Genomic DNA, 13,919 nt, shown 5'->3' on the forward strand with positions numbered 1-13,919 from the left:
ATCCGCGGCGTGCACGCGCAGTTTTCGCGCATCTCGCGCGTGGTTCACCGGATGCACGGCAGTTGCCTCGTGAGTTGCCTCGTGAGTTGCCTCGTGAGTTGCCTCGTGCCCGCCGTGCAAACTCAGCGGCTCACCGCGGGGGCGAGCGCGACCTTCTTCCGCGCGGAGAGCGGGTGCGACGACATCGGACCGTGGTCGTCGAGGCCCGAGAGTGTCAGCCTCCGTCCCTCGCGCTCGAGGGTGGCCTTGAGATCGTGCAGGTTGGCCATGACCGTGTGATCCACCAGGCGCGTATCGGCGAAGTCGATCTCGACGGCCGTGGCGTCGGGGTGCCGCGCGAGCCTCCGCTTGATCGAGAGGTAGTTGCTGAAGACGGCGGCCTGCTTGACGCGCAGCACCAGCCGCCCGCCGTCGACGCGCTCCTCGATGTCGGGCCGGAAGAGGCTCCGGATCGGCGCGCCGTTGAGCACGTGGATGAACATCTCCACGGCGATGCCGGCCGCGACGCCCACGAGCAGATCGGTCGCGATGGTGATCACGGCGGTGGCGACGAAGACCACGAGCTGCTCCTTGCCGATGCGGAACGTGTGCACGAGCTCCCTGGGAGACGCGAGGCGGACGCCCGTGAAGGTGAGCATCGCGGCCAGCGCGGCGAGCGGGATCCTGTGGATGAGCCCCGGCGCGAAGGCGACGAAGACCAGGAGAAACGCGCCATGAAAGAAGTTCGAGAGCCGGCTCCTCGCTCCGTAGCCGATGTTGGCGGAGCTGCGGACGATCTCCGAGATCATCGGCAGTCCTCCCAGCATGCCCGCGACGAGGTTGCCGACGCCGGTGGCGAGCAGGTCCTTGTCGAGATCAGCGCTGCGCCGCTCGGGATCGAGGGAGCTGACCGCCTTCGCGGACAGCAGCGACTCGATGCTTCCCACCAGGGAGAACATCACGACATACTTGAGGGACGCGGACGAGGCGACCTCGCTGAAGTCCGGCAAGGCGATCGCCTGCACGAGGCTCCCAGGCAGGTTGACGAGGAACTTTGGCCCGATCGTGTGGATCGAGTCCGTCACCGAGAAGGTGTACGTGTGCCTGTGCTCGAGGTCGAAGACCATCGCGAGCGGCATCGAGGCCGCGAGCACCAGGAGCGGCGCGGGGATCTTCTGCATCCATCGTGTTCGCCTGGCCAGCGCCGGATAGCCGAACAGGAGGACGAGCGACAGGACGCCTATCAGGGCGATCGCGGGGTTCAGCCGGAGGACGCTCGCCGGGATCTCCAGCAGCAGGGGGAGCGGCTCCTTGGCCGTCGGAGTGAGGCCGAGGAGCGTGTGGATCTGCTTCGAGCAGATGATGATCCCGATGGCCGCGAGCATGCCGTGCACCACCGAGGTGGGGAAGAAGTCGCCGAGGGTGCCGGCGCGCGCGAGCGCGAAGGCGATCTGCACCACGGCGGCGACGACGATGCACGCGAGCGCGCGGCGGTAGCCCGTCGCGTTGTCCCCGCCGCCGAGCTCCTGAACCGCGCCGAGCGCGATGACGATGAGCCCCGCTGCCGGGCCTTTGATGGTGAGCTGTGCGCTGCCGAGCCAGGTGGCGATCACGCCGCCGACGACGGCGGTGAGCACGCCTGCGATGGGGGGGAATCCGCTCGCCATGGCGATGCCGAGGGAGAGCGGGAGCGCTATCAAGAAGACGAGGAACCCCGAGACGAGATCGCTCTTCCACGTGGATAGAGCAGGTTCTGGTGGTGGGTCTGGGATCTTGGGCACGGGCATGGTGGTTTTCGACCTTCGGATGCGCGGGCAGGACGAGAGTCCCGCAGTCGCCGTTCCGACCGAGGTGGGTTGTCGTCCAAGTTCGTTCCAGGCTCGTCGCACACGTGGCCAGCGCGCCGGCGAGCCTCTGTTGGGGCTCGTCTCCACGCCGGTCTCTCCGCGGCGGACCTCGGACGGACTCGGGCGACGCGTTCCTAGGAAACGGGGCGGCTCGTGTCCAGCACCGGATCACACGAAATTCGGAGGAGCCGCCGTTACGCACCCGCGCCGGATCATTTCACCACAAACGAATCAACACGCCGTGCCTGCGCCCCGCGCTCGGAGCCGCCGTACGACGAGCTGCGCCGCCACATGACATCGCGATCGATCGCGAGGGACGCGAGCGCTGCGCCGGCTCCAATTCGCGCGAGGATCTCCCTCGCCACCGCTGGCTCGGTCACAGCACCTGAAAGACGCATCTCCCCGCCACAACCAGTACGTGCTCGGCTACCGCCCGGGCCCGTCGGTCCGCGGATCGGGCCGTTCGACCAGCGCAGCCGAGCCTCGGAGTGGCCTGCGCGCGGCGCCCTGTAGCGGGGGCTCTGCGCTTCTGGCATGGTCGCCGCCATGCTCGTCCGCAGCGCTCTCCCCTGGGTTCCACGCGGCCCGCGACGCGACGCGCGCCGCCAGACCGGCGCCGCGCTCGGGCGCCGCGCGCCGGCGCTGCTCGGCGCCGCGCTCGCCCTCTCGCTCGGGTGTTCCGCCGCGCCGCAGGCCCCCGTCGCGCGCCCGCCGCGCGTCGTGAAGACGCCGCCCGCGCAGCCGAAGGCCCCGGAAGGGCCGCCGCTCCTGCCGGCCCGGGTGATCGCGGAGCTCGACGACGAGGACGCGACGCCCTACTTCGCCCGGCGCGGCGACGAAGCGCTCCTGCTCTATGCGGCAGGAGGCCGGTGGCGGACGCGCGCCCTCGGCGCGGACGGGGCGCCGCGCGGGGACGTCGTGGACGCGGGGCCGGTCGCCGCCGACGTGCCGGTCGCCGCGCTCCGCGCCACGCCGCAGGGCTACATCGCCGCCTGGATCGAGCAGGTCGATGGGGGCCGCGCGGTGCGCGTGCTCGCGCTCGACCCGGCCGGCAAGCCGAGCGCCCCGGCGAGCCTCGTCGCGCAGACGGCCGAGGAGATCTCGTGGCTCGAGGTGCTCCCGAACGCGCAGGGCGCGCTCGTGCTGTGGGAGATGCCGCGCGAGGCGCGCGGCGACGCGGGCCGCGTCGAAGCGGGCCACGTCGACGTGGACCGCGTCGACGTGGTCATGACGGTCGTGGCGCAGGGCAAGGGCGCGGCGATCAAGCCGACGGCGCCCGCGTCCGTCGCGCGCGAGGTGCTCGGGTGGCACGCGGTCGCCACCGAGCGGGGCGCGGCGGTCGCCGTCGTGCTCGCGCCGGCCGCGCCGCGCGGGCGGGGCGAGGGCAAGCCCGCGCGCAAGGCGGAGGCCGAGGACGCCTCGGAGGGCGGGAAGCTCGGGCTCGTCGCGCTCCTGGAGATCGACGCGGCCGGGAAGGTGTCGGCGCCGGTGGTCGTCAGCCCCGAGCCGACCGCGCAGATCGATCTCGAGATCGCAGCCGTCGGCGGGCGTTATTTGCTCACCTGGACCGACGAGCGGGACATCGACGGCGCGGTCTACCTCGCGGCGGTCGAGCCGGGCGGCAAGGTGGCGGTGGCGCCGCGGCAGGCGACGCCGCCGTCCGGCGAGCAGGCGCTTGTGTCGCTCGTCGCGCCCTCCGAAGGAGCGGGCGGGCGGGCGCTGCTCGCGTGGGAGGACCTGCTGGGCGCCCGCGGCGGAGAGCGCGACGGCGGCGGGGGGGCGCGCGGTCCGGGGCGCCTCATCCACCTCGCGACGGTCGGCCCGGACGGGGCGCTCGGCGCGGAGCGGGCGGCGCTCGTCTTCAGCGCGAGCGGGCCGCCCGACCTGGCGAGCGACGGGGACGGCTTCGCGGCGGTGACGCTCGCGCCCGCCACGCTCAAGATGGCGCGCGACGGGGCGGCCGCGCCGCCGGTCTGGCCGACGTTCGTGCGCTTCGGCCCGGATCTCTCGGTGCGGGCGGCCGAGCCGGTGCGCGCCGCGCCGTTCGCGGCGACGGACGGCGTGCCGTACCTCGTGCGCGGGCTGACGTGCCACGCGGGCGCGTGCGCGACGCTCGCGAGCGCCGCGGCGGGCCCGCAGCCTGGCGGCGCTGGCGGCGCGTCGGGCGCGCGGGCGCCGCTCGCGCTGGTGTCGCTGCCGGTGCGCGAGAGCGCGTGGCGCGCGCCCGCGTTCCGGGAGGACAAGGACCCGCCGCCGCGCGCGACCGCGGTGCGCGCGCTCGCCGCGGGCGACCCCATCGCCAAGGTCGCGGCGGTCGAGCTCGACGGCGGCGCGGCGCTCTCGGCGTGGGTCACGTACTTCGTCGAGGGCGCGTCGGACGGCGCGCGCCGCGGGCAGGATCTCTCCGCGACGGTCGCGGTGCGCGCCGTGTCCCCGGGCGGCCTCGGCAAGCTGAACGTCCTCTCGCAGAAGGCGTCGTCGCTCGGCGGCGTCGCGGTCGCGACGGCGCCGCCGCTCCCGGCCGACGCGAAGGGCAAGGGCGGGGCGGCGCAGGGCGAGAGCGTCATCGCGTGGGTCGCGCGCGAGCGGGGCGAGACGCAGGTCTACCTGACAAAGGTCGACGCGACGGGCGCGAAGGTCGCGCAGAAGAAGCTCACCACGGCGCCGCGGAAGAAGCAGGGCGGCGCCGCGAGCGAGGCGTCGGACGTGGCGATCGCGTACGACGGCGCGGGGGGCTTCATCGTCGCGTGGATCGACTCGCGCGACGGCAACGCCGAGGTGTACGCGGCGCGGGTGGACCGCGCGCTGAACAGGACGGTGCCGGACCGGCGCATCACGAACGCGCCGCTCGACGCGGCCGAGGTGCAGATCGCGATGCGCGGCCAGGAGGTGTGGCTCGTGTGGTCGGACGCGCGTCCGGCCGGCGGCGCGGTCGGCGCGGCTGGCCAGGGCGGGGCGGCGGGCCAGGGCGGGGCGGTCGCCGCGGCTGGCCAGGGCGGGCCGGCTGGCCAGGGCGGGGCGGCTGGCCAGGGCGGGGCGGTCGGCGCGGCTGGCCAGGGCGACGAGCCTGGCGGCGACATCTTCCTCGCGCGGCTCGACGCGAAGACGCTGCAGCGGATCGGGGACGAGTCGCGCCTCCATGCCTCCTCGGAGCACTCGCGCAGCCCGGTGCTCGCGCCGCTCGAGGGCGGGCTCTTCGTCGGCTGGATCGACGAGCCGGTCGGCGATGCCGCCGCGGCTTCCGGGGGCGTGGCGGCCGGCGGGCGCGCGCGGTTCGTGCGGCTCGACGGCAGCGGAGCGGTGCAGGGCGCGCCCGTCGTGGTGGGCGGTCCGGACGGCGCGGCGGTGTCGTCGCTCGCGCTCGCGTGCGACAAGGTCTGCCGCGGCGTGCTCGCGTCGGCCCCGGGGGACTCGGTGGTGCTGAACGCCTTCACGCTGGCGCCCGGCGACGTGTCGGAGCCCCCCCTGAAGCCGCTGGCGTGGCTGACCGGCGGCGCAGCGCAGGACGTGACGCCGGCGTTCGCGGGGCGGTCCGGCGCCTCGCTGTTCTTCGCCGACGACTCGGTGAGCGGCTCGGGGCGCGTCCGCTGGATGACGATCGCATGGCCGTGAGCGGGGCAGATCGCGCTCGTCGGCCGTGCGCCGCGCCTCTGCGCGCGGGCGGGCTCCTGCTCGGGGCGCTGGCCTCCGCGCTCGGCTGCCCCGGGCCGCCGGAGGTGCCGGTCCCGCCGTCGCGCAGGCCGGACGGCGCCGCCGTCTCGCCGGCCTGCAAGGAGAGCGGTTGCTCGCAGGCAGGGGCGCTGCTCGCGGCCGCGCGCGCGTTCAGCGACGTGCGGCACGACTATCTCCTCGACACATCGAGCGCGATGGTGCCCGGCCGCGGGCTATCGCGGAGCGCGGCGGGGGCGTTCTCGCCGGTCGGCGTCGCCTGCGCGCGTCCGAAGGTGGAGCCGGTGGCCGGGGCGGCGCCGGCGGCCGTGGCGCCGCCGGTGGCGACGGGAGCGCCCGTGGCCCTGGCGGTGCCCGCGGCTGCGGCGGTGCCCGCGGCTGCGGCGGCGCCCGCGGCTGCGGCCACGGTGGCGCCCGGCGGACCGGCGCCGGCATCGGGTGAGCGCGCGATCGACTTCCGCTACGTGGGCATCGCCGTCGACTCGGTCCTCGTCGGCGCCGACGCCGATCTGCCGGCGTACTTCAGCGCCGGAGGGACGCTCGACCGGCGCCGGCTGCGGCTGGTCGCGATGGCGCTGGTCGCCGACGAGGATCCGCAGTTCTTCGAGCCGACCGAGAGCGTGGTGCCGGCGCCGGGCGGCGGCTGCGGCTGCGGTCGCGCGACGCACTTCATCGGGGCCGTGAAGCGCGGCGCGATGGTCGCCTACGAGACGGACGTCACCGCCGGCGAGGCGCACGGCACGGCGCTCGGCCTGTTCAAGGCCCGGATCGAGGCGGGGGACCGCCGGGTGACGATGACCTCGGTCGGGGAGCTGGCCATTGAGGGCGTCGAGGGCGCGCCGGTCGCGGGCGCGAAGGGCGGCGGGCAGGCGTTCGGCGCGCTGCGGATGGAGGTCAAGAAGGCCGTGCCGCTCGCGTATGCGATCTACCCCGTGGCGGACGTGTGCCGTTTCTCGCTCGCCGAGCCGGAGATCGCGCCGCTGCCGGTCGACCTCGGCGTGGTGCCGTACGGCGCCGCAGGCACGGCGCAGGCGCTCATCACGAACCGGGCGCAGGTCGACGTCCGGGTGACCCACGGCGAGCGCACGGTCGAGGTGCCCGCGCATGGGAGCGCGGAGCTCACGTTCTCGTGGACGCCGGAGGGCGCGACGGCCGGCTGCGAGCGGCAGACGCGGCGGGACACGTTCGTCGTGCGACCGAAGGACGCGGCCGCCCCGGTGGTGCCGCGCGAGCGGGCCGTCGTGGTGCCGCTCCAGGTGACGACGGGGATGGCGACGTTCTCGAAGCACGAGCCCGTCGCGACCGAGACGGGGAGGTCGCCGGACTATGGGCGGGCGAGCGTGGACTGGACGTGCCCTGCCGGCTACGTGGTCGAGCAGTGCGAGCCGCAGCTGTCGAGCTGCCTGTCGTCGACGGGGAGCTGCAACGCCGAGGGATACCGGCTGACGGCCGAGGCGACCGCGGACGGGCGCGGGTGCGCGTTCCGGTGTACGGGGCCGAGCTCGTCTTTGTGGGGCGACCACGGGTGCGCCTACACGGCGGCCATGGTGTGCCGGCTCGGGTGCAACTAGCTGGCCCGCCCCGCCCGCCGCCATCAGGACTGCCCGCGATCGAGGAGACGCTCGCCTCGCCGGAGCGAGCCTACGAGGCCGGTCTTTCCCGTAGGGCGAGCCAGCTCCTGCCCCCGGCGGGCGCCCTCATCGCGCCGCCCAGGTGGCGAGGAGCGCGTACGCGATCGCCACGGCCTGGATGACCGCGAAGCTCAGGAGCCCGGTCGGCAGGAAATCGAAGAAGCCGAACCGGATGGGCCTGCCATCGACGTCCCGCAGGTCGGCGCGCTCGGTGAGCGCCTGCGCGAGCGGGCCCGACGTCGCGGCGGTCAGGAAGAGCGAGCTGCCCGCGCAGACGGACAGGGCGAGGCCGACGTACACGGCGGGCGCGGGCAGCCGCTGGGCGAGCGACTCGGCCACGTCGAGCAGCGCCGCCATGCTGGGGCCCGCCGAGAACAGCCCGGTGAGCACGCCGGCGAGGACGAGGAACGCGACGAGCTGCAGCGGCGGGGTGACCGGGAGGCGCGCCAGCGAGCGCGAGACCTCCTCGAACAGGCCGGTGCGCCGCACCGCCGCGACCATCACGAAGAGCGAGAGCAGGAAGAGCACCGCCTCGATGTCGAGCCCCGTCCGCGCGAGCCGCTCGCCGAGCCTGCGCGACATGAGCAGCGCCGCGCCGGTGCCGAGCCAGCACACGAGCTCGGGGCCGACGCCGAGCTCCGCGGGCAGGAACAGCCACGCGACCACCATCGCGCCGAGCGACGCCGCCGCCGGCACGAGGAGGCGCCGGTCGGCCCGCACCCGCCGGTGCAGCGCCTCCATGGCCGCGCGCGTGAGCCGCGCCGAGACCGGATCGCGCGGCACACCCGCGGCCGGGCGCACCACGGCGCGCACGATGAGGAGCAGCACGGCCAGCGCGCAGAGCGTCGCCGGTGCGGCGCGCGCGAGGTAGGCCCCGAACGTCATGCTGCCCCGGCCGAGCAGAAGGATGGCCGGGAAGTCGCCGATCGGCGTGGCGGCCCCGCCGAGGTTGCACGCGACGAGCAGCAGGCCGAGCAGCCAGGAGACGTACCGCTGGCGCGTGCCCATCAGCTTCAGCAGCACGTGCAGCACCGGAAGGACGAGCACGAGCGCCGTGAGGTTGTTGACGACGCCGCTCACGACGTACATCGCGATCGAGAACACCAGGAGGACGCGGAAGGGCTCGGCGCCGCTCAGCCGCGTCGCCGCGACGGCGAGGCGGTCGAAGAGCCGCGAGGCGGCGAAGAGCTGGGACAAGAGCCCCAGCGTCACGAGAATGACGAGCACGTCCCACGGCACCTCGGCGAGCAGGCGCTGCGTGGTCGCGACCCCGAGCAGCGTCGATGCGAGGCAGGCGAGGCCCGCGCCGCCCGTCACGATGAGGATGCGGCGCGACGGCAGGAGCGCCTGGAGCAGCAGCGCGCCGAGCAGGACGGTGAAGAGGGCGGCTTGCGGGGCCGTCACGTCGCCTCGAGGGCGGGCGCGAGCGCGCGCGGGTCGTCCGTGCCGGCGGCGGCGACCTCGGGTGCGGGCCCGCGCGGGGCCGGCCCCACGAGGCACGAGAAATCGGCCGAGCTCGTCTCGACCATCCAGCGCGGGTACACCGTCATGGGTCGGCCGAGGATGTCCCACCCGATCAGCGAGCGGAACTGGGTCCGCACGTCGGGGCCCGAGACGCGCAGCCAGGAGGGGCTCACGTGCGCCGTGTGCCCGTCGGTGCCGTAGACGAACGTGAGCAGCGCGCTCCTCCGCCCGGCCCAGCGGTGGAGGTCGGACAGATCCACCGGCTCCATGAGCCCGTCGTAGTTCGCGAGCACGCGGCGGAAGTCCGTGTCGAGCCCGCCCGCGTCGGTGACGAGGCCCGCATCGATGCCGGAGAGCCGCGGCACGAGCGCGTCGAGGCAGTCGGCCTCCAGTCCCACGACGAGCAGCCGGGTCACGCCTCGGAGCGCATCGAGGACGCCTGCGGGGTCGAGCGGCGCCTCCGCGCCGCCGGAGAGCCACTGCTCGGCGACGAAGTCGAGGACGGGGAACTCGCGCCCGAGCTGGTCGCGGGCCTCGCGCGCGAGCGGGGCGCCGCCGGCGCCCATCAGCTCGCGCAGGAACAGCCGCGCCGCCGAGCGCATGCCCAGCTCGGCGGCCACCATCCGGAACGCCTGGCCGAGCGCCGGCGGCAGCGCCATCAGGCCGGCTCCGCTCCGGCGCGGGCGCGCCCGGCGCGCGCGAAGAGGGCGTCGAGCAGGCAGACCATCGCGGCGTTGGCGAGCGCGTGGTGCGGCGGGCCGTCGGTGAGGCAGTCGACGAGCGCCGCGAGCTCCGGCGACCCCTTCGGGGCGAGGCGCGTCAGCGGCGCGAGCGGGATGGCCAGCGGGTAGTCGTGCTCGCTGCCGCGCGCGAGGTGCGGCGGCAGGCGGATCGGGACGGGCAGCGACTCGCCGCTCGGCGCGCCGACCTCCGGCCGGCCGAGCTCCTCGAGCAGGAGGCCGAGCAGACAGACCAGCGTGTAGCTCGCGCCGCGGTGATGGATCGGGCCCTCCCCCACGATGCACCGGACGACGAAGGCGCGCTCCTCCGCGTCGGGCATCCAGGGGGCGAGCAGCGCGTCGAGCCTGGCGGGGTGGATGAACGCGGACACCACGGAGGAGGGCAATGAAGGGTAGCGATGGCCGGGGTCGCGAGGCGGTCTGGGCGGAGGCATGAGGGCACCCCAGCGTAGCTGCTCGGAAGGGCCCGGATCCAGGCCTGGTCTTGCGCGCCAGCGCCCCGTGCGGACGCGCGCGCCACCTCCAGCAACGCAGCGCGACGCCCGCGGCTGGCGACGGCAACGAGCCCGTGGTTCAACCGGCCAAGCCAATGGTTGCGGCCTTCAAGGCAAAGGCGCGCGCACGCGATTCCCGACTTCGGCGCGAGGGCGGCGAGGGCGGCGATCGACTCGACCTCCTCTCTCGGCACGTCGTTGGGCTCGAACGACGAGGCGCGCGGTGTTCCTGCTCCGCAGCCCGCGCGCGCTCGAATACCACCGCCGTACAAGGAACCTGCGGTCACCTGAGGTGAGCGTGGCGATTCACCCTTGATATCCTCGCATCGTACGGTTGTTCCCTCCGCCGAGCGAAGATCGTGGCTGGATTCCTCATACGCGGAGCTGGCATACATCGCTGCCCTGCGAGGACGGGTTCCCCCGTGGAACCTCATCCGCTGCACCACGGACGATCTCGCGCCGGTTGGCTCCTTTCCCATGGGCGCGGGGCGCTGGGGCCAGCTCGATCTCGCCGGCGAGGCCTACAAGGTTACGCGCGACGCCGCCGACGACGACCGCCCGCTCGTGCCGTGCGCCGATTACCCGGTGGCGGATGTGTGCCGTTTCTCGCTCGCCGAGCCGGAGATCGCGCCGCTGCCGGTCGACCTCGGCGTGGTGCCGTACGGCGCCGCAGGCACGGCGCAGGCGCTCATCACGAACCGGGCGCAGGTCGACGTGCGGGTGACCCACGGCGAGCGCACGGTCGAGGTGCCCGCGCACGGGAGCGCGGAGCTCACGTTCTCGTGGACGCCGGAGGGCGCGACGGCCGGCTGCGAGCGGCAGACGCGGCGGGACACGTTCGTCGTGCAGCCGAAGGACGCGTCCGCCCCTGTGGTGCCGCGCGAGCGGGCCGTCGTGGTGCCGCTCCAGGTGACGACGGGGATGGCGACGTTCTCGAAGCACGAGCCCGTCGCGACCGAGACGGGGAGGTCGCCGGACTATGGGCGGGCGAGCGTGGACTGGACGTGCCCTGCCGGCTACGTGGTCGAGCAGTGCGAGCCGCAGCTGTCGAGCTGCCTGTCATCGACGAGGAGCTGCAACGCCGAGGGATATCGGCTGACGGCTGAGGCGACGGCGGACGGACGCGGGTGCGCGTTCCGGTGCACGGGGCCGAGCTCGTCGTTGTGGGGCGACCACGGGTGCGCCTACACGGCGGCCATGGTGTGCCGGCTCGGGTGCAACTAGAAGCGGGACGGGGAGCCGCGCTCGTTCCTTCCGGAGGGCGCCCGGAGCGCGATCGCGCCTGGAGGGCGCCGGGCTTGGACGGGGGTGGTGAAGGACGCCCATGGAAGGGCGCCGGGCTTGGTCGGGGGTGGTGAAGGACGCCCATGGAAGGGCGCCGGGCTTGGTAGCGCGTATGTCATCGCGACGCCGATCTTGGGCCCCCTCGTGGCTCACTCCCCGGTCTCTAGCCATTCGACCGCGCGGTCGAGGACTTCGTCCTTGCCGGCCCGGACACCGGCGAGGGTCGGCGCGGCGACCACGTGCGGCTGGATGCCGACGCGCTGGAGCTGGCGCCCGTCGGCGTGGCGCACGTCGTGCCCCGTGAAGCGCAGCGTCAACCCGCCGGGCAGGCGCACGTTGGTGACGTCTCCGTTGGCCCCTGCGGTCGGCGTGCCGATGAAGGTAGTTCCCGACGCCGCCTCGAAGAACAGGCAGGAGTGCTCCGCCTGGCTGATCGCCCGGTCGTCGATCAGCGTCACGGTCCTGCCGGTGTATATCCAGCCGGTCCCCTGCGGCAGCCGCTGCTCGAAGAGGATGCGCTGCGACCGCTCTTCGACCCTCGTCACGCCGAGGTGGTAGGCACGGCGGAACTGGGCCCCCACCGTCGCGTTCTTGACGTTGATCCGCGGCGCGATGTCCCAGGCAGTGCCGTGCGGGTAGCCGCGCATGTCGAAGATGAGCGCCTTGATCTGCCTCAGATCCTCGAACATGGCGGGGACCTGTTTCGAGGTGAGCTGCGTCAGGTCGACGTAACCGACCTGCGGCGTGATCAGATGCCAAGGCCGCTTCTCGGCGGATCGTGAGCTGTCATAAAACCGAAAGTCACGGAGAGCCGTGATCTCGCGCTGCACGCCGTCTGCGCCCTTCACGGTGACCCTCGCGCTCGATCCCGCAGGGCCGGGAAGGAGCCCTTCCGCCAGGAGCTGGGCGTGCGCCGCCGTCGTCGACGCGGGGACATACGGCGCCCGACGCTGCATGATCGCCTGGGCCGGCTCGCGATCGACAGCGACGATGACATCCCCGACCCGGAACCCCGCATCGCGGGCCGCCTGCGCATCGCGGAGCCGGGTCACGGCCGGCAACCCCTCCACGAGGCGCGTCTCGACCGGCGCCGGCGCGACGCCCAGGAGGGCGTCGAGCACGGCGCTGCCACTCAGGTGAGTATGGCCGTCGGCGATACGCGCCGCCAGCTCGGCGAGGGTGAGCGCCCACTCCCGCTCGTCCTTGGCGGCGATGACGCGCGGGATGAACTCCGGCAGGACCGCGCTCCAGTCGCCGATGAGGTGCTTGTATGGATAGAAGCGATCGATCACCGTCCAGAGGCGAAACAGCGCGAGAAGCCGGTATTCGACTGCGGGGTACGTCATGCCCTCGTAGGGTTCGTCGTCCGAGGCGATCGCCGGGGGCGAAGGCACGTTCTTCTCCCACTGCTTCGCCGGCTTCACCCTGGCGCGGGCGAGCTTGACGGCGACCGGGATGGGATCCTTGCCCTCGGGCACCGTCGTGTTGGCGCGCAACGGCCCCCAGAGACTCTCGTTGACGCGTACGACCGCGCGAAAGCCGCCGGGGAGAGCATGGGTGCGCGTGTCGGATGAGTCGCGTATCGGGCCCGCGGCCACGATGGCGCCGTCCTTGCTGAGCTGCATCGCCCACGCGAGCGCCGGGACGCCGCCCTTATCGTCAACCACGAAGACCACACGTCGCGGCGGGCCGCCCTTCTGCTTCGCGGCGAACCGCTCGACGGCTATCTGCTCGAATCCGCGGTAGTAGCCGCCTGACGAGTAGCCCGTTTGTGGCGGCCACCCGCTCCAGACCACGGTGCGCGTGGCTGGACCGGACAGGTCGCGCCAGACCAGCACGGGCGCGAGCTGCTGGAGGGCGGTCCAGGGGCTGCCGATCGTGTCCTCTCCCATGCGAAAGTCGATGACGATGCGGGTGGACGTCTCGATCTCCTCCCGGACGGCCTGGATCGCGGACCAGTCCTGGTTCTCCAAACGATCCTTCACGGCGCGCAAATTCACGATCAGGACATCGCTGTCGCGGCGGTGGGTGATCGAGGCCGCGGCAGGCGAGGGCGCGGGGGTCGAGGAAACGGTGGTGGCCCGAGCCTCTTGCGGCGGCTCGATGCCCGTCGCCGGGTCGCCGAGCGTGGCGAGCATCTCCCCGACAGCCGCGGCGAAGGCGGCGTCATCGGCTGCCGTCCGAACCTTCGGCACGGCGCGGACGAGCGGACCATCCCAGTCGAAACGCTCCGCGGCCAGCCTGGGGTGGAAGAGCTTTACCGTGCCCCACACCGCGGCGAGCGCAGCAAGGCGCTGGATTTCCACGGCCGGCGTTTGCTGGACCAAAGCCGAACCGGCCACGAGCGAAGCGCTGTTGGAAACGTCGGCAGAACGGTGCGCGTGCATGTGTCCTCTCCCCCGATCGGAACTCTAGCGACCGGGGCAGCGCATCGGGAGCGCGTCAATCTCGGGTAGCAGTCCCAACGCCTGCACCCACGACCTCAGCGAACCAAGATGCTGGGAAAGCAAGCAAAACAAGTAGCCAGGGCAATATCAACACCGCCACTCGGGCCGTCACAAGGACAACTGCGGTACCAAGACGCGACGATGGACGAGGTTTCTGACCGAGAATTCCCAGAGCGTGGCCTAAAAATGTGGAAATGGCTCAGCCGGGGCAGACAGAACACGGACGCCGGACGCTGCGTGAGGATGATGCTACGATGCTATAGATGAATCGATAGGCAACGAGCCTGCCTGAGCATCGGGCCGGGTACGTCGTTGAGCTCTCTCGCCAGAGCGGCGCGACACGCTCAACAGCCGGGATCGCTGG

8 protein-coding genes are annotated in these 13,919 nt (G+C 73.3%); 3 read left to right on the top strand and 5 right to left on the bottom strand.

Going from position 1 to position 13,919, the window contains the following annotated elements; all coding sequences use genetic code 11:
• Positions 1-122: 122 nt before the first annotated feature.
• A complete protein-coding gene (locus WME90_RS46040) occupies positions 123-1,766 on the bottom strand; it encodes a SulP family inorganic anion transporter (protein WP_437278462.1) in 1,644 nt (547 codons plus the stop codon).
• 606 nt (positions 1,767-2,372) lie between these two features.
• Between WME90_RS46040 and WME90_RS46045 the strand changes: the two genes are divergently transcribed.
• Both WME90_RS46045 and WME90_RS46050 read left to right on the top strand, forming a co-directional pair.
• A complete protein-coding gene (locus WME90_RS46045; RefSeq protein ID WP_437278463.1) occupies positions 2,373-5,438 on the top strand; it encodes a hypothetical protein in 3,066 nt (1,021 codons plus the stop codon).
• Positions 5,435-7,066 carry a hypothetical protein gene (locus WME90_RS46050; protein WP_437278464.1) on the top strand — a complete coding sequence of 544 codons (1,632 nt, stop codon included), beginning with the start codon at positions 5,435-5,437 and terminating at the stop codon, positions 7,064-7,066. The genes WME90_RS46045 and WME90_RS46050 overlap by 4 nt, the downstream gene beginning before the upstream one ends.
• Positions 7,067-7,192: 126 nt before the next feature.
• Here the strand turns inward: WME90_RS46050 and WME90_RS46055 are convergent, their stop codons facing one another.
• Genes WME90_RS46055 through WME90_RS46065 form a run of 3 tightly spaced genes read right to left on the bottom strand, consistent with a single transcriptional unit; the run spans position 7,193 to position 9,704 of the window.
• Entirely contained in the window at positions 7,193-8,530 is a 1,338-nt protein-coding gene (locus tag WME90_RS46055) for an SLC13 family permease (protein ID WP_437278465.1), read from the bottom strand.
• Positions 8,527-9,249: a hypothetical protein gene (locus WME90_RS46060; RefSeq protein WP_437278466.1), complete on the bottom strand. Its 723-nt coding sequence runs from the start codon at positions 9,247-9,249 to the stop codon at positions 8,527-8,529. Before WME90_RS46060 ends, WME90_RS46055 begins: the two co-directional genes overlap by 4 nt.
• Complete coding sequence (locus WME90_RS46065; RefSeq protein WP_437278467.1) at positions 9,249-9,704, bottom strand: hypothetical protein; 456 nt, start codon at positions 9,702-9,704, stop codon at positions 9,249-9,251. Before WME90_RS46065 ends, WME90_RS46060 begins: the two co-directional genes overlap by 1 nt.
• 597 nt (positions 9,705-10,301) lie before the next feature.
• Between WME90_RS46065 and WME90_RS46070 the strand changes: the two genes are divergently transcribed.
• Positions 10,302-11,048 (top strand): hypothetical protein, encoded by a 747-nt coding sequence (locus WME90_RS46070; RefSeq protein WP_437278468.1) that lies wholly within the window; start codon positions 10,302-10,304, stop codon positions 11,046-11,048.
• Positions 11,049-11,257: 209 nt separating this feature from the next.
• On the opposite strand, the gene WME90_RS46075 is transcribed toward WME90_RS46070, so the two are convergent.
• Positions 11,258-13,414 (bottom strand): S41 family peptidase, encoded by a 2,157-nt coding sequence (locus WME90_RS46075; RefSeq protein WP_437278469.1) that lies wholly within the window; start codon positions 13,412-13,414, stop codon positions 11,258-11,260.
• Positions 13,415-13,919 lie beyond the last annotated feature (505 nt).

It is taken from the genome of Sorangium sp. So ce375 (assembly GCF_051473855.1).
Taxonomy (GTDB): domain Bacteria; phylum Myxococcota_A; class Polyangia; order Polyangiales; family Polyangiaceae; genus Sorangium.

What these genes read in the sequence shown, in the direction of transcription:
- WME90_RS46040 (WP_437278462.1), bottom strand. Translation starts at nt 1,766, where the DNA reads ATGCCCGTGCCCAAGATCCCAGACCCACCACCAGAACCTGCTCTATCC.
- WME90_RS46045 (WP_437278463.1), top strand. Translation starts at nt 2,373, where the DNA reads ATGCTCGTCCGCAGCGCTCTCCCCTGGGTTCCACGCGGCCCGCGACGC.
- WME90_RS46060 (WP_437278466.1), bottom strand. Translation starts at nt 9,249, where the DNA reads ATGGCGCTGCCGCCGGCGCTCGGCCAGGCGTTCCGGATGGTGGCCGCC.
- WME90_RS46070 (WP_437278468.1), top strand. Translation starts at nt 10,302, where the DNA reads ATGGGCGCGGGGCGCTGGGGCCAGCTCGATCTCGCCGGCGAGGCCTAC.